Genomic DNA, 16703 nt, shown 5'->3' on the forward strand with positions numbered 1-16703 from the left:
CCTTCGATGAACGCGCCGTCATAGGTGCGCAGCGTGCGCTCGTCCTGGCGGGTCTCGTCGGCGATCTGCGTTGCGCGCGTGTCCGCCATCGTGCGGGCCAGGTCGGAGAAGTTGGTGAAAGTAGCCATTGAAGCCTCCAATGCTTACGCTCTCTCATCCGGTATTGGATAAGATGAAATCTCATCGGACGGGCTGGAGCGGCTTTGTCAGGGACGCGATGCAAAGCATCGCGCCGCGGAGCGGCGGTGGGGGTCACGATTTTCTTCGGCGTCGCGCCTCCGCTGACAAAGCAGGACTGCCGGCGCGGCGCCGAAGAAAATGGTGGGGCCCCGCCGTCCTTGAGAAAGCCGTGGAGGCCCGTCAGAATATGGCGATGAGGCTGGGTCCGATGCCGAAATGAGAGAGAGTTGATCGATCCCGCCCCGGCCGCTTCTTCGCGGTCGGGTTAACAGCGGGATCGTCGCCATGGATTTGCCCCGGCCCGCTCCGGGCCGGGTTAACAGCAAATTCCCTGGAGACGCCCCTTGCGCGAGGCCGTCACCCGAAGGGCGGAGCCCCTCCCCATGGGGCTCCGGGAGGCCCGCAGGGCCGACTAGGCCGGTCCCGCCGTCCCCGGCGGGACGTGCCACGAATACGTCAGCGAGGGATCGTTACCCGAAGGGCGGAGACCCGTCAGGGGCTCCGGGAGGCGAAGCCGACTAGAGCCCGTTCCCGCCCATTGGGCGGGCGCCCGTCCCCGTCGACGTCCCGTGGTGGCTCCGCCTGGCGGCCCTCAATCGTGTCGCGATTGCGGGTTCTCGCGGCGATCGCGGACCCAGAGATAGCCGAATGGCAGCAGGCTGAGCAGGGCGACCGTGCCTGCGGCGATCATGTAATCCTGCGGGTTCGGTCCGATCGGAAAGTCGTCCCAGCTCAGGTACGCGAGCACATAGGAGAGGCAGGCGGCAAGGACCGGACCGGCGAGGAGCAGATCGCGGGAATGGAAGCGTTGCATGGCGATCCCCTTGAAGCGAGCGATCAAAAAAGGGGGCCGAAGCCCCCTTCCGTATCAGCCGAGGCCGATCAGCTTCGTGATCATCGGCCCGAAGGCTCCCCCGAGGGCTCCGATGACCAGCACCGCGGCCAGCTGGACACGCGTGAGCGTGACCTTGTTTTCGAACTTGCCGTCGATGTTATCGAGCTTGCCGTTCATGGTCTTGAGCTGCGCCACCAAGTCGCGGTTTGCGGTGTCGACGGTCCTCACGATGAAGTCCTCCGTGGTTTCGGTCAGCTCCTGAGCCTCGCGGGGATCTATACCCGCCTTCAGCGCGGTGCGGAAGAAAGTGATTTGAAAGCTCGCCATTTCAACCTCCATTGCTCGATGGCGGTTCCGTCTCGGCATGCGGCGGTCAGGGTCGTCAGGGACGTTAACCGGGAAGCCGCGCCGAAGGCGTGGACCCCGGTTAACGCTCGCGAGTGGGGGAGCCGATTTTCTCGGCCCCAGAGCGGAGCGCAGCGGAGTGCCGGGGTCGTGAAAATTGGGGGCACCGCTCGTCCTTGACGACCCGCCAACCCCGCATGCCAGACTTGGACGACATGAGAGAGAAGCATTGCCCCGACGCCGTCCGGCCGGAGTGAGACCCCGATGTCGTGCCGACAGGCACGGCGAGGATGGTCGAACGGAGACGGACGGCGCCCGCAAGGGATCGTTACCCGAAGGGCGGAGACCCGCCTGCGGGGCTCCGGGAGGCAAAGCCGAGTAGAGCCCGGGCCCGCCATAGGCGGGATGCGTCACCCTCCCTTGCTGGGTCAGGTTGAGCGCCATCGTTCGACCAGCTCGACCATCGCGTCGCGATAGCCCCAGGCGTCGGGGTACACGGTTGGTTCCTGAGCAAGGTACGCCATGACGATGATCATGTCCTCGGCGATGGTGGCGTCGCAGTTGCACAGGTGGAGGATCGGAAAGTGGCCGTTGTCGGCGCCGTTCCACCAGGCGAGCAGGAAGTCCGCGGCGCGACCGGCTTGGCCGGTGTCGCTGCCGGCGACAACCAGCAGGCGGGTGAGGGCTTCGCCGGCGTCGTGGAAAGAGACGGCGCGGATAGCCGGTCGAGAGGCGGGAGCCGCCATGGCGTGATCCTTTGGGTAACCGGACGGCGTGCGTCCGGTGTGGGGTTCAGGTCAGCAGCGACCAGGCGGTTGCGGCGATGCCGTAGACCGACAGGACGGTGACGATCGTAGCGAGGAGCTTTTCGCCCCAAGAGAGCGGCCGGGCTGGAGCGCGATCCTCGAAGTCGATCATGGCCATCAGCGGAGCGCGACGAACGCCAGCATGGCGTTCAACAAGACCGAGAGGCCCAGCAGCGAGGCGAGGACGTTGCGAGTGCTCCGCTGGCAGGCCGCGAGCTGGGCGGCGGCGTCAGCGGCTTGGGAGCGCTCTCGGGCGATCAGCGATGAAAGCGTCTCGGACAGTTGCATAAGGACGGCGCCTGTGGCGCCGATGCTGCGAAGGCCCTGGTCATCGGCCGGAAGCGGAAGATCTGCAATCAGGCTTGCGGTGGAACCGTAGTCGTGGAGCAGGCAGATGACGGTGTCGACGTCCAAGTCGTCGCCCTCCGTGAGTGCCATCCGCTCCCTAGACGAATTGATCACTCGACAGATGGCATCGACGCCGGAGTGGGTATGGCCGCTCATGACACGACCAAGAAGGCCGGCGGTTCGTAAGCGCCGTTACGGAAGTGCTCGAGGATCGCCTCATAGCTTCCGAGTTCGCGGGCTTCATCGGCGCCGAGCACGACGTTTTGGTTGTCGTCTGCGGTAAAACTGTGGCGCTCACCCTGTCCGGTCCACACGACGACTTCTGCATCGAAGGATGCTGATGCGCCGGACCAGCGAATGTAGGGTAGGTCATTTGCGCAGCAGAAGTCCTCGACGTCGACAACCTCGCCGTTGAGAACTTCCTGAGCGAACAGTCGAAGCGGTTCGTCTTTTGGGAACTGATTATGATCAAAGAGTTCGCCGCCCCACTCCGTGGAGAGACGTTCGACCTGCAGCACGGAAACGAAGTCGTCGACCAGTTTGGCGGGCAGGTGCCCGCCTATGGTTATCGATACGGAGACGCGGTCGCCCATGGGATTATCTCCAGCGGGAAGTGGCGAACTGGTCCCGGGCGCGAACTGATCGTCCCCTTGCCAGCACGTCATACCGCGTACCCCCTTCTCTTTTATCTCCGAGTCTTGCGGGGCATGTCGGGGGCTGCAAGCCATTTCTGCAAAAAAAAGGGACGACGCGTCAGCGTCGCCCCAGGATGGCACATGGGCGGAGGCTGTTACCCATGAGCCTGCCCGGTCGCGGGGGAGTAGCGCACCGGGTGAAGCGGGGCCGGCGCTAGCGCGCCGGCCGAACTTGTTAGGCGTCGACCGGTTCACGGCGACGACGGCCGCGGGCAGGCGGGGCGTCGAATGGAGCGGTGGTTTCACCCAGGCCGTCCTCGGCACCCGCACCGGCACCGGCGAGATCGCCTGCGGCGGGGCTGCCGTCGGCGCCGAACGGCGGGGCGAGATCGTCCTCGCTCGCCTTGACGCCGAGCGCGGTGCCCACGTCGCGGCGCTTCTGCGCGCGCTGCCACACCAGGTTGTAGGACTCGTCCTCCTGCCGGAAGGCCGAGATCTGCAGCGGCGCGGGCAGCGACGGGTCGTCGATGCGGCCGTTGAGGAACGCCTCGCCGGTGTTGTTCGAAACCAGCTCGAACAGCGCGCCGACCTGCACCCAGGTCTTGTTGGCGGTCAGCGCGTGAATCTCGTAGCGCGGTGCGCGCGGGTTGGTGGACTGGACCGGCTTCAGCGCGATGGTCATCGCAACCGCCAGGGTGGAAACCCGGCCCATGTAGATGCCAGCCGCGTTCTGCTTGATCGAACCGATGTTCATGACGACGTCTCCTGTGCGTCTCTGGACCCCTTGTCCTGGACACCTTTCTCCATCCCACTCCTCTCCTCGGCCCCTTTCAGGGCCGAGCAGGGCGCGTCAGCGCCCATCATCGGCGCGCTCTTCGCGCGGCGATGGGCGATTAGGGCGGGTCAGACCGTTGCCGATTGCTCGGTCTACGTCGTCAATCAGCCCGGCCGCTATGGTGCGCGCATAGCGGGCGAGTTTTGGGCAATCGTGTCGACGGCAGTGATGGAACCCGCCATTCATGAAGTGGGGGTGGACGATGCCGATCAGAGCACGCACCCGTTCTCGCACGGCAAAGCCGTAATCGGCTGCATGATCTGCGGCCTTTGCCAGATCGTGACCGATGTAGTCGCGATTCCAGCGGTCGCTAACGCCAGCGGCGATCAGCGCCGCTTTTAGCGCCAACTCGACGGATATCGCGACCATATGGAGCTGTTCATCAGAAACGTCCCGATCGGAGCTATGAAATGGTGCCCGTAGGAAGCCGCGAGCGTTGGCCAGTAGCAGTGCTGCGGTGGGCTCGGCGGCGTGGATGTCGTCTGACATGGCTGAAAGCGCTCCGTCGTCTTGGCCGCATCGCGGTGGGGTTGGGGCAAAGCGGCACGCGGATGATCACGCGGCGTCGCAGGGTGGTGTTCAAAGATCGAGACATGGCACCGGGAGGTGAGCGCCGTCAGGCGATCGGTTCGATGTCGCGTAGCTCGACCATCTCGATCTTCTGGGTGCGCTCGCCTCCAACGGGGTCGAGGAAGACGTAACATCGGTCCGCGAAGCTGCTGCTGCAGAGGCGCCAGACGACGCCGGTCCGCCCAAGGAATCGCTCCGGGCCGAACTGAGGGTCGACGGCGCCGGGCGCATCCACAATGCGGACGCGCTGTCGTACCCGGAGCCAGTTCGCGGCGGCGCGTATGATCGCGCCGCGCTCTTCGTGGGACAGGAAGGCTGGGCGGTCGGCGCGAGGAGGGCCGAAGGTGGCGTGCGGGTCGCCTTTGATGCGTTCCAGCTTTACGGCGATCGGCTCGGGTTCGCGGTCCACCTTCGGTCCTGGCGCATGTCGGTGGTAGTGCGTTACGGTCGGCGCGCCGAAGAGGTCCGCCTGGAATCCCGTGATACGGATGGACGCCTGTTCGCGCTGGTAGTCGCGGCGCCAGTGATCGTCTTCGGTGAGCGGGCGTGCCGCCTCGGGGGCGGAGCGAACGATGGCCATGAGCTCGCCGAACTCGGCTTCCGAAATGTTCGCGACGATGGGGTTGTAGGGCATGGGTCCCTTCCAGCCGTAACCGGTTATCAGCCCCGGCCGAGCGCGTAGCTGGCCAGCTTCTCGCGGGCGGCGCGCAGGCGCACGATCGCGTGCTGGGTGAACAAGGCCATGGAGCTTCCAGGTTCGGCCGTGTCGAGACGCTGTTGCAGCGCCGTGATCCGGTGATCGATGGCATCGGACGTCACGAGGAGATCGTCGAAGGTCAGGACGACAGTCGTCTCCGAAGCGAACAGCGTGTGGGTCGGACCGGCGAAGCCTAGGAAATGGGGCGCCACGTCGAATTGGAAGCGAAGAGCTTCCTTCACGGCGTGGCTTATCTGGGCGGCGTCATGTGCGAGCTCCGCAAGCAACCCCTCGCGCGTCAGCGCGGGGATCGGCTTCAGTTCGCCGTGCGCGGTTGTGATGGCGATCGGGTCGTCGGAGGCGATGCCTACGACGCGTTCCGGGGCGACCACGAGGATGTCGCCTTCGCGAACATGCGGGTCGTCGAAGCAGGCGTTGTAGGCGAGCAGGCTCGTGCGGAAGTGGTGGACGCGGTGCATGACCGTTCCTTTCGGTTCAGATGTGGGCGACGCCAGCGCGTCACGAGTAGGTCGGCCGGACCTCCGGAAAGCTCGCCGGCGGCAGGCCGGTGAAGGCCAGCGCGCGGTGGCGACCGCCCGTGTAGGTCACCGACGAAACCGGCGTGCGGTGGCGCTGCAGGCGCTCGAGAAGGCGATTGGCGCGCTGCTGCGCACGGATTGCATCGGCCTCGTCGAAGTAGAGCCCGATCACGCGCACGAACGTGCCGGTATTGTACCACCAGCCGCCCTCCTCGGGGCCGCCATATTCCCGGTCGGTGTCGTAGAAGGCCAGGATCGTTCGCATGGGAGGCTCCTCAATTCCTCCGGCCAGAGCAGCCGGTATCGCCTTTCCCGCTCCCCCTCTCCTTCGGCCCTGGACGTATCGTGCACTGTACCGCGCATTGCACTGCAAGTGCATTGCGAGTGGTACGAAGCCGCTATGCGGCCTGCAGATCGAGCGTGCCCATCAATGCCGTGGCAGCCCCGAAAGTCCGAAGGGTCGTTGCAATAGTCGAGCGTAGGCGAGCCTTGCTCGAGACGACGATCTCCGGGCAGAGAGGCGAGCCGTCGGCGCTGGCGTATCCCGTCGCGAGAAGACCGGCAGCGGTTTCGACCCGGATCAGGTGACCCCCGCCCGGGGCCGGTCCGACGTGCCGCGCGCTGAACTCGCCGAGACTTCCTCGCAGCCCTTGGATGACCTTGCTCCAACGGATATGTCCTGCTGCCATGTTCGCATCGGCTCCGTGGCCTCGATCGAGCCATGTCCGCAGGTGTGCGCGCTGCTGGAGCCGCGTGTTGCGGGTCCTCTCCATGGTTCGGCAGAGCGGGAGGGCGTCGGCCACCTGGTCGAGAAGGTCGAGGGAGCCCTGCTGAAGCGCTATCAAGATGTCGTCGAACTCGCGGCCAGCAAGAGCTTCGCGGAGTTGTCGTCTGGCTCGCACGACGTCGAGGGCAGCCTCTGGCTCGTGCAGGTCCGATCGGCGTTCGGTGTCGGCGAGTATGAAGCCGCCATTGGCGAGGATAATGATGGTCGCCGTCTCGGCGCCCGGCCGGCCATGGATCATGTCCAGGAAGTTCCGGGTTGCACCGGCTTCGCCGATCGTGTCGGCCTCGTCGAGGATCACGAGGCGGCGCGACCAGCGTGTTGGGCGTGGTTCGTCGCTCGGCTTCGGCCATGTGCTCGGCAATGGGCGACCCTGGGGTGATATCGACGGGGCCGCGGGCGGGAAGTTGCTCTCTCGAAGCAAGGCGAGGTTGGTGCGACGCGCGGCGTCGAACAGGTCCGTCCGGTCACCCCCACCATCGGTGAAGCCCTGATCATATGCTCTGCGTCGGACGGCGATCGGCTCGGTCGAGGGGATGCCGTCGGGATAGTGATGGAACCAACCGACGTGGGCGGCATACCAGCCATCGGCGTACCGGTTGGCGACGTCCCAGCTGTAGCCGTATTGGCTGCGGCCGCGCAGGACCGCGATGTCGCGGTCGTTGCCCTTGCCGTGGCGGACCTGATCTTCGGTGAAGGCGAAGTTGGTCGCTTGGCGCTCTCTTTCGGCAGCGTCCCGGATCGCGTCGTTGATCGGGCGCATCGCGGCGATGCGTTCGCGGCCTCGGTTCATGCGCTCTGCGAGCGGTGCGTCTGCGGGCAGGTCGGGGAAGCTCCGCCATGCGGCGGCGATCGCTTCGGCGTGTTCGGCGGATCTGCCCCTGCCTCGCCAGGTGCTGGGGTCGGTCGGGTCGAAGTCCTGAGACATGGGCGGCCTCGCGGATGGTGGCGGAGCGCCCGCTTCTCGCGGCCCGGGCGCCATTACCGGATTAAAGGCTGAGCGGCGCCGGCACGGCGAGCCATTCGGGCTCGTCGTTGGCGATCGGCTTGTCGAGCGTTGCGGCGTCGGCTTCCGAGAACACGGTCGCGGTCGCGAGTGAGCCGAACCCATCGGTGTTGTTCCAGAAGGATAGTCCGTGCTCCCGGTCTCGTGTCGCCAGGACGAAGCCGTCCACGCCCTCGTGTGGACCGGCCTCGATCCGCTTGAAGGCGTGTTCAAGGATCGACTGGGTGCTGTGCCACTGGATGCCGGCCGCGGTGATGATGACGCAGCCGCCCCCGAACTCGCCCACCCGAAGCCGGTCGCAGTCGTAGGACCAGGAAAACCCGCAGGGCAGCGCAGACTTGCAGGCCCGGAAAATGAGGTTGGCGACTTGATCGATGCCGAATTGATCGCCGCTGAAGGTTACGCGGACATGGTCAGCGATCTCGGCGTCCTCGATGTCGATATGGGCGTCGAGATACGGGAAGTTGCGATCGTCAAAAAGCTCGAGGAAGCTTTCGAACCGGCTATCGCCCTTCGGCGGGAAGACGGCGCGGAACCGTTCGTCGAGCGTTTCATACGCGGCCGCGAGGTCGGCGTCCTCTACGTTGGTGTCGAGGAGGTCGACGGCCTTTTCCGCCTCGCGCAGAAGCGCGGCGTCCTCGCGGGACATGAGCAGGGCGAATGCCGCCTTGGTGAAGCTGTTGGACATGGTGCTCTCCGATGATGTCGGGGGTTGCCGTCAGGCGTTCGCGGCCTCGGTCAGTCGCGCAGCTGCGATCGCCGCCTCGTCGGGGAAGGCAGCGGCGAGATTGCTGTGCAGCGTCTCGAAATCGGGGATCGGGAACCGTCCGTCAGGCCCCGGCCGGGTAACGTGAAAGGCGCTGATCAGGATCTCGACAGGGTCGCTCCGGACCATGGTGGGGCTGGCGTCGTCATAGTCGACGGGCGCGCAAAACCCGGCTTCGAGCCAGGTTCCCAGCGCTTCTTCGACGGCTACCGCATATTCGCGGACGGCTTCATCCAGCTCGTTCTCGACGTGGAGGACCAGCGAGACATAGCGGCCGAAGTCATGATTGTTCGACAGGCCGGTCAGCCGGCACCCAGGAGGCGGAGCGCCGTAGCGGGCGATTATCGCGTATTTGTACGCGAGCACTTCGAGCTTGTTGAGGGTCTCGAAGTTCGGCGTCTGGCCGAGCTGCGCGCACGGTTCGTTGGCGGGTGTGCCGCCAATGTCGACGAAGTAGGGCATGGGGATCTCCAGCGGTCCCGCTTGGACCGCTCGATCCCTTCCCCCTCTCCTTCGCCCGCTCCCCGTCCAGGTGGTGCGTCTGCGGTGCGTCGGCCTCGTTCTACCCCTTGGGGAACAGCCGGCGCTTGACCTCGGCCTGGTGCTGGCCGTCGGATCTGCCGAGTGTCTTCATGCGATCGGTCTCGAGGGTCGCTCCCAGGTCTGCCGGCAGGCTCGCCCAAGGGCGGGCGGCCGCGATCGCGTCGGCCGCGGTCGGGAGCTCGCGGAGATCGGTGCCCCTCCAGAAGAGGATCTCGTCCTCGCCGTCCATCTCCGGGTCGGGTCGCATGACCTGGACGAAGAAGGTGTCCAGGGGTCGATCCCATCCGATGGCGACGGTGTTCTCGCCTTGAAGGCCGGTGAAGACGTGTCTGCTCATGAAAGTCACTCCCGCTCGGGCGATAACTGCGTCGTCCAGTTCGTTGATACGGTCAGAGGGTTACCCAGGCCAATTGCCACGGCCGAGGCCCGGGCTCGAACCGGACCACACCCACGATGTCCTCGACGCCCATCGCGACGCATCCCTCCAGCCACGTGATGTAGGATGCAGACTCCGCGAGGTCGGCGTCTAGGAGATCGTCCAGCATCGAGGCCTCGCGTGCGGTCTGCTCGGGCAGTGCGTCCCAGTCCAGTGCGTCAAGGAACCGGTTGCGCCGCTCGATGAAGCGGACCAACCGGTGTTCGTCGTGCTTGGCGATGGCAATGGCCTGTTCGATACGCATGGCTCGTCTCCTCCAATGGACACGAGCTGCCCTCCCCCTCTCCTACCCGTCGGCACGACGGGTCAGGCTCCTAGCTGCTCCCGCAGGACGTCGGAGCGGATCGGATAGGCCAGTCTGGGCAGCGCTCCGCCAGTGCGGCGTGCATTCCGGGTGAGCTCGAAACAGTAGGTGAAGAGCGGGCTCTGGCGGGCGCTGGTCAGGATATGCGCCTCGCGGCATCGATCTAGCCAAGCGCGGGGATGCTCCATCGGCCTCGGGCGCGGTGCTCCGGGGCGGACGAGCTGGTCGATATGAGCTATTTGCCCGCTATGAGGCCGCAGGTATCGAGATGTGCAACACTACGGCGGGTTATATTTGTGCCGAGCTGTTGGGATGTCGGTAGCAGGGGGGTAGATGAAACGCAGGATGATGACACCTGACGAGTTGCAGGAGGCGTTGAAAGGCATCGTTGAAACGGAACGCGCGGACCGCGAGGTGAAGTCCCTCGCTCGCAGCATCGATACTCTCCGGGGCGATCTCGCGTCATCTCTAGCTCGAACGAACGGCTGGCTATCGCCAGCGGAGAAGATCGCCGTCCTCCATCGCACATCGAGTTGGGAAACCATTCGGTCCCGCGAGCGGGTCGATCTGCTGATGGCCGCAGGCTGCTACCGCGAAGCGATCCCGATATTCGAGACCTTCTCGCACTGGCGTAAAATCGGAGATGCACAACTTGCCTTGGGGGATGTCGATGCTGCGAGGAGCAGCTACGAACGTGGCGAGAACAAGGTAGCGGGCAAGGAATATGCCGCCTTTCGCGCCGGTCCCGACCTCGACAGGCTCATTGCTCTTGCCGTGCGTCGCGGAGATTGGCGGACCACGCTCGACCTGGTGCGACAGGGGCAACCTGATCCCCTCGGAAAAAGTGACGTGATATTTGGCGGCGGCAATAGAGCGAAGGGGCCACTCGTAAAGTTGTGCGCTCATGCTTCGTGGAAACTGGGAGACGCATCGATCCTAGCGGACATGCCTCGTCTGTTCGCAATGACCGAGTCTGAGCTGAAGGTCATATTTGCGAACGCCGCCAGCGGCGCATTCGAGCGCGATGTGACGAAACTCGCAAATCCTGGGCTCCTGAAGGTCAAGCCTAGCACGTCGGTGGACGTTCTGCGGGAAGGGGCCACGCCGCTGTCAAATAAGATCGTCGCGTTTCTGAATGACGTTGATGCCGGCTACCGGAAAGCCCTCGCCGATATCCGCTCATGGCAAAAATCCGGCGTCGCAAGCGAGCTGGATCGCGCGATTTACTGGCTGACATACCTCGGCAGCTATGATCTGTTCCAGACCTTGCTGTTTCGCCTCAGGTGCGACCTCGATGCGTGGATCGATCCGCGTCCTACCAATATCGACTTCTATGTGTCCCATGCCTGGCTGACGCGCGCCTGCATCCGCGAACTGCTCAGCGACCTCATCAGCGGACAAAACGAACCCAGCCCTGCCGTTTTGCTTTCCTGTGCGATCCAACATTCGGCATCGCCGTTCGAACTCGATTTCGAGAAGCTCGACGCCAAGGCGCGGAACATGGAGCAAATCCGGAGTCAACCAACGTGGGCGGAAGCTGTAGTAGCGCGCTGGGCCTCGGAAGGATGCCTGACCAAGCATTGGACGAAGGTTTGCGCGACCACTGATCCCAACACCCGCTCCGATCCGCGGCGTCTTCCGGCATACGGTGCGCTGTGTGACGAGGTGATCGATGTGCTGGAGGCCGCTTGGGCGCGCGATTTCAACGAAGTCCGCTGGAAAGCGGAGGAGGCTGCGTATCTTACGCTCAAGCTGCTGTTGCCCGACGCCCTGATCGAGCGTCACGCGCGACCAAGCTGGCTTTCGCCCCAGCACCTGGACATCTTTCTGCCGGAACACGGTATCGCGATCGAGTATCAGGGAGAACAACACTATTATCCGATCGACATATTCGGCGGTGAGGCGGGGTTCGCGGCGACCCTAGAGCGAGACGAGCGGAAGCGTCGCATCTGCAAACTTGCGGGCATCACGCTGGAGTGCATCAGGTACGATGAACCTGTTGACGATCGGCTCCGTCAAATTGCCGGTTCGTGTCGATCCAAAGCTGGAGTGCGGTAACACATGGTCAGGTGTCCACAGTGCGGATCGGGCAGCGTCAAAAAGAGCTCGGCTATCTACGAGCAGGGCATCTCCCGATCACAGGGGCGGAGCGGCGGTGTCTGGTACTCGCGGGGTGGCCCCGGTGTATGGAGCGGACGTAGCAGTAGCGAACGGATCAGCGGCGCCGCTGCGCGCAACGCGCCCACGGGTTTCGAGCTGGAGGCATTCACCTTCGTCGGTGTTTTCGCTGCTGCTCTTCTAATCGGCTTCTTCACCGCTGATAGCATCGGCTCGTTCGTGATGGCGGTTCCGATCGCGTTCGTCGTCGCTGGCATCGCCGCGTTCGCCGTAGGCGTTTCACAGAAGGAGCAACGCGCTGTCGGGCAGGCGCGATATGATCGCCAGTGGTATTGCTCCAAATGCGGTCACAAGTTTGAGGTCGATCTTGACCGGACCGGTCCGGCCGCTGCCGAGAACGCCGCCCCGGTAGGCGCAACGGGCGGGGCGGGTCCGGGTGGCTATCGCGCGGACGTTGCGTCACGCATTCTCAGCCCGGTGCAACGCGCGAAGTCTGAAACCGAGCGCGATGGCACCTGGCTGAAGACGATCGCCGCCCGGGCGAACGGCAACGATCGCTCGTTTGATCCTTGTCGTCCTACAGCACTGGACCTCGGTGCCGTCTCGCGTCTCGCTTCGCTCGGGTTCCTCCGTTACGATCCGGAGGGAGACGTGTTCTCGCTGTCCGACAAGGGGGCTGCGAGAGTCGCGGAAATGGCATCTTAAAGTCGGCGCACGTATTTTACGCGCGTTTGGCCGCGTAGTCGTTCCAGAACGTCTTCAAATTCATCTGAAAGGACTTGCTGATGTCCTTTACCTCGTAAGTCATGCTGCGCTTCTCGCCCTCGATCTTTGCGAGCAGTTGAGGCGCGTTCATGATCCGCTGGTACTGCTCGGGCGTCACGTCCGCGAAGCCGGTCTCGGTGATCGCCGTGCTGGCTGTTCGCGTGACCGAGTTATAGGCCGTGATGTCGCTCCACTGACGCTTGCCGCGCTCGATCGTCAGGTTGATGGGCGCACCTTCTCCGGTGATGAAGTTGATGCGCGTGGGCTCGCCCAGCGTCAGCGCAGCGCCGGGCCCGGTGCCGTCCGAAACATCGTTGTGGATGAAGAAGCTGAGCGCGACGATCGACCCGTCGTCCTTCTTCTTGATCGCGACCGGCTCGACGAACACGCCCGATCCGTCGATGTGCGTGCCGCCCGCGAGGCTCTTTTTGCTGATGCGGTTATTCAGGCCGCTGTAGGTCGTCAGCCCATTGGCCGAAAACCGATCGTCGCTCTGATCGACTTTGAACTTACCCAGGCCGAACAATCCCGCCTGCACCGGAGCGGTTGCGACGATCGCCAACGATACGGCAGCGATGCTATAGCGGTTCAACATGGATAAGCCTCCCTTGGCCTGCTGGTTAGCGTAGGTCAGCGGTTTCGGGAATGGTCGTCATGAGTGACCGGCGATGTCGAGGATTAGATGCGAGCAATCGAGCGGGACGCTCCCGTCGGAAAGTGGCGCGGCACACGCTTCCAGTTGCTCGCGCAGGACGTCGGAGCGAACCGGATAGGCCATTCTGGGCAATGCCCCGCCCGTGCGGCGTGCATTGCGGGTGAGTTCGAAACAGTAGGTAAAGAGCGGGCTTTGCCGGGCGCTGGTCAGGATATGAGCCTCGCGGCATCGATCGAGCCAAGCGCGGGGATGCTCCATCGGCCTCGGGCGCGGCGCTCCGAGGCGCACAAGCTGATCGATCGCGCCGGCATGGCCGCTTTCCAGGTTGCGGATCTTGGACAGCGTCCGGTCCGAGATGGTCTCCCCGGCAATGCGGAGCACCTGCCGCGGCCTCGTTCGCCCGCGATAGGCGCCTGACAGGGCGGCATAGACGCCGCCACAATGGCCGAAGGCTGGGTCCGAAAAGCTGACGACGGCTTCGATCCGGGGTCGCATGAAGCGCAGGAGACGGAAGGCTCGTGAGGCGAAGAAACTTTCGCCGTTCGCCGCGACGCTGGGCAGGCATAACAGCCGCTGCAGGACGCAGCCTTGGGCAGGATCGGTGAACCCGGTGTGGCGGGTGATCACGGCTCCTGTCGCCGGCACCCCGAAGACGATGAGGCCAGCTAGAGCAGGCCTTCCGGCTGCGCCTGGGCCGAACAGCCCTACCGCGACCTGTGCCGCGGGGTAGCGCGGAAGATAGTGGTGGTCGGAGACGAACAGGCTGCGCCGGTCCCGCCAGCGCTGGGTTCGGTCGGTCAGCATGACGGGTCGCACCGTCGCGTCTGCGGCCTCGTTCGTGGGCGGGGACGGTTGAGACACCGGGCGATGTGGCCTGCATAGACTCCGACGGCCGACCAATAGGCTGCGAGTGGCGGCTTGTGCGTCCGCCAGCTTTTCTCGGCACGTTGACGCGCGTCCAGCTGCAGGTCGAGCAGCACGAGGCGGAGCGCCTCCTGGGCGGCCGGTTCGAGATCGCGAAGCGCGGCGATCGCCGGCAGGCTGAGGATCGGATTGCGGACGTCGGCGCGTGCCGAGCGATCGATCACATGAACCATGTGTCGATCCCGTCGAGATCGAACGCCGCCTGGCGGTTGTCGATAGTGAGGGCCAGCGCGCCGGGCTTCACCCAGATCTCGCGAGGCGAAAGCGTGAACCGCTCACCGGAATCCGCAAGGAGCAGCGTTTCGCCGACGGTCGTGGCAATGCTGCAGGACGCGGGCGGCGGGATGGCGTTTCCGACCCATTCGCGCTTTTCGGCGTCGGACGTGCCGATCAGGTCGACATATTCGGTGGGATCGAGAATCCCCTGGATGACGAGGAGTTCGGCCGAGGTGAACGGGCGGTGCCATGTACCGTCGAGCGCGACGATGCGCGCGACCAGGCGATCGTCTTTGGCGGGGAGCGCCGTGGGGTTGCCCTCGGTCGGTTCATCGGCTTCGCGAGGGTCGGCGATCGACCAGCTGCCGTTGTTGTCCTTGACGTGGCCGGGGATCGCCTTGGTGTGCTGGGTCCAGCCCACGATGCCGTAGTGGCTCTGCGAGAGGTAGTTCTGCCGGTCGCCGCGCGTCAGCCCCCGCGGCCTCGGGTCCGCAACCGACAGCGCTCCCGAGCCGACGCGGTCGGAGCCGGTGACGGTCGGCGCAGCGGCTGTCGCCGGCACCACTCGCATCTTGTTCGCGTACTGGCCCATCTCGCCTGCGCAGTAGACCGGGTCGGCGACGACGAAGGCGCCCATGCCGGTGGTCGACGCCCCGATCACGGCGTTTGTCGGGCTATCGTAGCGGCAGACCCTGTACTTGCCGTTGGGGTGGCGTCCTTCTCGTGCCCGCGGGTCGGCGACGGCGCCGGCCTGTTCGGCGATAGCAACGATGCGGAAGGCCGCGGCTGTGGGGGAGCGGTGCGCGCGCGGATCGGAGACGGCATTCGGACCCGATCCGACCCACATGTTGGCGGTGACGACGCCGGTTGGTCGGTCCCATGTTCGGACGCCGAGCTGCACGCTGGCGGGGTGACCGTTGACGCGTGGATCCGCGACCGAGTGCGCGCCTGTGGTGGGCTTCGGGGAGCCGGTGACGACGCCGGTGGCGGCAGCCCAGCTGACGACACCTAGCACGTGGCGGTGCGTGGCCGGGCCGTAGCCGGGCGTCGGGTCGGCAACCGTGAAGGTGAGACTGTGGGCGCCTGCCGTGGCGCTGCCTCGGCCTTGTGCTCGGTCGCACGGGTCGGCCACGCTGAGCGCTCCGCCAGCGACGTGTGCGGCACCGCTTACGACCCGGGCGGCGGCATCGTAAGATGCGACCGACAGGAGGTTGGTGTGCGTGCCTTCGCGGTATCCCGGCCGCGGGTCGGCGACCGAGAAGCTACCGTTGGTCGGGCCCCCACGGCTGCTGACTACGCCGACATGGTCGATCCAGTGGCGCACCCCGAGATAGCCGCTCCCGTCGCGCGAGCAGAAGGCACGGGGATCGGCAACGGAGAAGCGACCTTGGCCCGGTGCGCGTGCGCTCGTGACCAGCGGGCTGCGGTCTTCCCAGCGGCAGACGCCGTAGGCGTTGTCGCGCAACGGCGCCTCGGGTCGTATCCCGTAATCGCGCAGCACGCCGTTCTCGACCGCGAGCTTGTTGAGCGATCGCCAGTCCGATCCGGCCTCGACAAACGCGAGCCTCACCCAGGTCTGCCACTGGAGCGACGGCACCCGGTGCATCGGCCCTGCAAGCGGATCTCCGGGCAGCGGCATTTGGCCGATGACCTCGCCCACGCCCCGCAGCGGGTATTTACGCGGCTGGTAGATGAAGGGAGGCACGCGTTCGGCGTGGCGCGCGATGAGGATGAAGCGCTTGCGGCTCTGCGCAAGGTGGCCGAGCTCGCCGCAATCATGGCGATCCTCGTTGACCGAGTAGCCATAGGCACGCAGCAGCGCGATGATCTGGTCGAGAAGCCAGCGGCCTCGGGTCTGGATCCGGGGGACGTTCTCGATGAGAATGATCCGGATCGGATCGTCCTTGTAGGCCTCGAGGGTGAGCCAGATGCCGCGAAGCGTTAGTGCGTTCAGCGCCTGGTACTTGTCCGTCAGGCTCTTGGCCTGTGACAGGAGACCGCTGAAGCCCTTGCAGGGCGGGCTGAGCAGCATGCAGGTGAGCGCGCCTAGGGCGGCGCGGATGTCTGCGGGGACGGCCTCGCGCCAGTCCCAGTCGGGTTCGCGTCCGTGGAAGGCGCGATACTGGTCGCGGCTGAAGAGGTCCATGACCGTGCCGGGCACGCCGGTGAGCCGCTCGAAGTTGCGGATGGCGCCGGGATCGACGTCGATTCCCCCGGCGCACCCCCAGCGCGCGACCATGTTGCCCACGCGCGGGCGGGCCTGGTTGAAGCCCTTCGCGCCGGCACCGATGCCCGCAAAGAGGTGCCCGTGGCGGTAAACTCGGGTGATGGTAGACTGAAGCATGGGGCCTCCGGATGGTTGTCTGGGCGCAGGTCGCCCGCGCCGCTCACCTCCT

The 16703-nt window shown here is 65.3% G+C and carries 22 protein-coding genes; 2 read left to right on the forward strand and 20 right to left on the reverse strand.

All coding sequences use genetic code 11. The features are described 5' to 3' along the window. Window positions 1–772 precede the first annotated feature (772 nt). From U1708_RS18265 to U1708_RS18340, 16 genes are all read right to left on the reverse strand, one after another. The gene (locus U1708_RS18265; protein ID WP_159513374.1) at window positions 773–994 is read right to left on the reverse strand and encodes a hypothetical protein; all 222 of its coding nucleotides are present in this window, start codon (window positions 992–994) and stop codon (window positions 773–775) included. A 54-nt stretch (window positions 995–1048) separates the two neighbouring features. Then, entirely contained in the window at window positions 1049–1342 is a 294-nt protein-coding gene (locus tag U1708_RS18270) for a hypothetical protein (RefSeq protein ID WP_159513375.1), read from the reverse strand. A gap of 446 nt (window positions 1343–1788) precedes the next feature. Beyond that, the gene (locus U1708_RS18275) at window positions 1789–2106 is read right to left on the reverse strand and encodes a DUF7673 family protein (RefSeq protein WP_159513376.1); all 318 of its coding nucleotides are present in this window, start codon (window positions 2104–2106) and stop codon (window positions 1789–1791) included. A 46-nt stretch (window positions 2107–2152) separates the two neighbouring features. After that, window positions 2153–2284, reverse strand: coding sequence for a hypothetical protein (locus U1708_RS18280; RefSeq protein WP_268893599.1), 132 nt, complete (start codon window positions 2282–2284; stop codon window positions 2153–2155). Continuing rightward, the gene (locus U1708_RS18285) at window positions 2284–2670 is read right to left on the reverse strand and encodes a hypothetical protein (RefSeq protein WP_159513377.1); all 387 of its coding nucleotides are present in this window, start codon (window positions 2668–2670) and stop codon (window positions 2284–2286) included. Before U1708_RS18285 ends, U1708_RS18280 begins: the two co-directional genes overlap by 1 nt. Further along, complete coding sequence (locus tag U1708_RS18290) at window positions 2667–3107, reverse strand: hypothetical protein (RefSeq protein WP_159513378.1); 441 nt, start codon at window positions 3105–3107, stop codon at window positions 2667–2669. The genes U1708_RS18285 and U1708_RS18290 overlap by 4 nt, the downstream gene beginning before the upstream one ends. 277 nt (window positions 3108–3384) lie before the next feature. Continuing rightward, window positions 3385–3903 carry a DUF736 domain-containing protein gene (locus U1708_RS18295; RefSeq protein WP_159513379.1) on the reverse strand — a complete coding sequence of 173 codons (519 nt, stop codon included), beginning with the start codon at window positions 3901–3903 and terminating at the stop codon, window positions 3385–3387. Window positions 3904–3999: 96 nt separating this feature from the next. Beyond that, a complete protein-coding gene (locus tag U1708_RS18300) occupies window positions 4000–4473 on the reverse strand; it encodes a hypothetical protein (RefSeq protein WP_159513380.1) in 474 nt (157 codons plus the stop codon). A gap of 127 nt (window positions 4474–4600) precedes the next feature. Next, window positions 4601–5188 (reverse strand): hypothetical protein, encoded by a 588-nt coding sequence (locus tag U1708_RS18305; protein ID WP_159513381.1) that lies wholly within the window; start codon window positions 5186–5188, stop codon window positions 4601–4603. A gap of 26 nt (window positions 5189–5214) precedes the next feature. Next, window positions 5215–5730, reverse strand: a complete 516-nt coding sequence (locus tag U1708_RS18310; RefSeq protein ID WP_332747513.1) for a hypothetical protein — start codon at window positions 5728–5730, stop codon at window positions 5215–5217. A 40-nt stretch (window positions 5731–5770) separates the two neighbouring features. After that, window positions 5771–6055 (reverse strand): hypothetical protein, encoded by a 285-nt coding sequence (locus tag U1708_RS18315; RefSeq protein WP_159513383.1) that lies wholly within the window; start codon window positions 6053–6055, stop codon window positions 5771–5773. A 133-nt stretch (window positions 6056–6188) separates the two neighbouring features. After that, on the reverse strand, window positions 6189–7502 hold the full coding sequence (locus tag U1708_RS18320) for a hypothetical protein (protein WP_159513402.1): 1314 nt from the start codon (window positions 7500–7502) through the stop codon (window positions 6189–6191). Between the two features lie 61 nt (window positions 7503–7563). Then, window positions 7564–8268 (reverse strand): hypothetical protein, encoded by a 705-nt coding sequence (locus U1708_RS18325; protein ID WP_159513384.1) that lies wholly within the window; start codon window positions 8266–8268, stop codon window positions 7564–7566. A gap of 30 nt (window positions 8269–8298) precedes the next feature. Beyond that, window positions 8299–8808, reverse strand: coding sequence for a hypothetical protein (locus U1708_RS18330; RefSeq protein WP_159513385.1), 510 nt, complete (start codon window positions 8806–8808; stop codon window positions 8299–8301). Between the two features lie 100 nt (window positions 8809–8908). Further along, the gene (locus U1708_RS18335) at window positions 8909–9226 is read right to left on the reverse strand and encodes a hypothetical protein (protein ID WP_159513386.1); all 318 of its coding nucleotides are present in this window, start codon (window positions 9224–9226) and stop codon (window positions 8909–8911) included. A gap of 52 nt (window positions 9227–9278) precedes the next feature. Next, window positions 9279–9569 carry a hypothetical protein gene (locus U1708_RS18340; protein WP_159513387.1) on the reverse strand — a complete coding sequence of 97 codons (291 nt, stop codon included), beginning with the start codon at window positions 9567–9569 and terminating at the stop codon, window positions 9279–9281. A 393-nt stretch (window positions 9570–9962) separates the two neighbouring features. On the opposite strand from U1708_RS18340, the gene U1708_RS18345 reads away from it, so the two are divergent. Further along, window positions 9963–11687, forward strand: coding sequence for a PDDEXK family nuclease (locus U1708_RS18345; RefSeq protein WP_332747517.1), 1725 nt, complete (start codon window positions 9963–9965; stop codon window positions 11685–11687). Between the two features lie 3 nt (window positions 11688–11690). Then, on the forward strand, window positions 11691–12452 hold the full coding sequence (locus tag U1708_RS18350) for a hypothetical protein (protein ID WP_332747519.1): 762 nt from the start codon (window positions 11691–11693) through the stop codon (window positions 12450–12452). 16 nt (window positions 12453–12468) lie between these two features. Here the strand turns inward: U1708_RS18350 and U1708_RS18355 are convergent, their stop codons facing one another. From U1708_RS18355 to U1708_RS18370, 4 genes are read right to left on the reverse strand one after another with little or no spacing between them, the layout of a single operon-like run. Further along, window positions 12469–13107, reverse strand: a complete 639-nt coding sequence (locus U1708_RS18355) for a hypothetical protein (RefSeq protein ID WP_332747521.1) — start codon at window positions 13105–13107, stop codon at window positions 12469–12471. Between the two features lie 57 nt (window positions 13108–13164). Beyond that, on the reverse strand, window positions 13165–13971 hold the full coding sequence (locus U1708_RS18360) for a Mom family adenine methylcarbamoylation protein (RefSeq protein WP_236559424.1): 807 nt from the start codon (window positions 13969–13971) through the stop codon (window positions 13165–13167). After that, complete coding sequence (locus U1708_RS18365; RefSeq protein ID WP_159513391.1) at window positions 13965–14264, reverse strand: hypothetical protein; 300 nt, start codon at window positions 14262–14264, stop codon at window positions 13965–13967. The genes U1708_RS18360 and U1708_RS18365 overlap by 7 nt, the downstream gene beginning before the upstream one ends. Further along, on the reverse strand, window positions 14252–16651 hold the full coding sequence (locus tag U1708_RS18370) for a DNA cytosine methyltransferase (protein ID WP_159513392.1): 2400 nt from the start codon (window positions 16649–16651) through the stop codon (window positions 14252–14254). Before U1708_RS18370 ends, U1708_RS18365 begins: the two co-directional genes overlap by 13 nt. Between the last annotated feature and the right edge of the window lie 52 nt (window positions 16652–16703).

Origin of the sequence: Sphingomonas arabinosi (assembly GCF_036663715.1) — a bacterium.
Classification (GTDB): domain Bacteria; phylum Pseudomonadota; class Alphaproteobacteria; order Sphingomonadales; family Sphingomonadaceae; genus Sphingomonas.

Excerpts from the sequence above, each read along its gene's own strand:
- U1708_RS18265 (WP_159513374.1), bottom strand. The coding sequence starts at position 994 with ATGCAACGCTTCCATTCCCGCGATCTGCTCCTCGCCGGTCCGGTCCTT.
- U1708_RS18270 (WP_159513375.1), bottom strand. The coding sequence starts at position 1,342 with ATGGCGAGCTTTCAAATCACTTTCTTCCGCACCGCGCTGAAGGCGGGT.
- U1708_RS18275 (WP_159513376.1), bottom strand. The coding sequence starts at position 2,106 with ATGGCGGCTCCCGCCTCTCGACCGGCTATCCGCGCCGTCTCTTTCCAC.
- U1708_RS18280 (WP_268893599.1), bottom strand. The coding sequence starts at position 2,284 with ATGGCCATGATCGACTTCGAGGATCGCGCTCCAGCCCGGCCGCTCTCT.
- U1708_RS18285 (WP_159513377.1), bottom strand. The coding sequence starts at position 2,670 with ATGAGCGGCCATACCCACTCCGGCGTCGATGCCATCTGTCGAGTGATC.
- U1708_RS18290 (WP_159513378.1), bottom strand. The coding sequence starts at position 3,107 with ATGGGCGACCGCGTCTCCGTATCGATAACCATAGGCGGGCACCTGCCC.
- U1708_RS18295 (WP_159513379.1), bottom strand. The coding sequence starts at position 3,903 with ATGAACATCGGTTCGATCAAGCAGAACGCGGCTGGCATCTACATGGGC.
- U1708_RS18300 (WP_159513380.1), bottom strand. The coding sequence starts at position 4,473 with ATGTCAGACGACATCCACGCCGCCGAGCCCACCGCAGCACTGCTACTG.
- U1708_RS18305 (WP_159513381.1), bottom strand. The coding sequence starts at position 5,188 with ATGCCCTACAACCCCATCGTCGCGAACATTTCGGAAGCCGAGTTCGGC.
- U1708_RS18310 (WP_332747513.1), bottom strand. The coding sequence starts at position 5,730 with ATGCACCGCGTCCACCACTTCCGCACGAGCCTGCTCGCCTACAACGCC.
- U1708_RS18315 (WP_159513383.1), bottom strand. The coding sequence starts at position 6,055 with ATGCGAACGATCCTGGCCTTCTACGACACCGACCGGGAATATGGCGGC.
- U1708_RS18320 (WP_159513402.1), bottom strand. The coding sequence starts at position 7,502 with ATGTCTCAGGACTTCGACCCGACCGACCCCAGCACCTGGCGAGGCAGG.
- U1708_RS18325 (WP_159513384.1), bottom strand. The coding sequence starts at position 8,268 with ATGTCCAACAGCTTCACCAAGGCGGCATTCGCCCTGCTCATGTCCCGC.
- U1708_RS18330 (WP_159513385.1), bottom strand. The coding sequence starts at position 8,808 with ATGCCCTACTTCGTCGACATTGGCGGCACACCCGCCAACGAACCGTGC.
- U1708_RS18335 (WP_159513386.1), bottom strand. The coding sequence starts at position 9,226 with ATGAGCAGACACGTCTTCACCGGCCTTCAAGGCGAGAACACCGTCGCC.
- U1708_RS18340 (WP_159513387.1), bottom strand. The coding sequence starts at position 9,569 with ATGCGTATCGAACAGGCCATTGCCATCGCCAAGCACGACGAACACCGG.
- U1708_RS18345 (WP_332747517.1), top strand. The coding sequence starts at position 9,963 with ATGAAACGCAGGATGATGACACCTGACGAGTTGCAGGAGGCGTTGAAA.
- U1708_RS18350 (WP_332747519.1), top strand. The coding sequence starts at position 11,691 with ATGGTCAGGTGTCCACAGTGCGGATCGGGCAGCGTCAAAAAGAGCTCG.
- U1708_RS18355 (WP_332747521.1), bottom strand. The coding sequence starts at position 13,107 with ATGTTGAACCGCTATAGCATCGCTGCCGTATCGTTGGCGATCGTCGCA.
- U1708_RS18360 (WP_236559424.1), bottom strand. The coding sequence starts at position 13,971 with ATGCTGACCGACCGAACCCAGCGCTGGCGGGACCGGCGCAGCCTGTTC.
- U1708_RS18365 (WP_159513391.1), bottom strand. The coding sequence starts at position 14,264 with ATGGTTCATGTGATCGATCGCTCGGCACGCGCCGACGTCCGCAATCCG.
- U1708_RS18370 (WP_159513392.1), bottom strand. The coding sequence starts at position 16,651 with ATGCTTCAGTCTACCATCACCCGAGTTTACCGCCACGGGCACCTCTTT.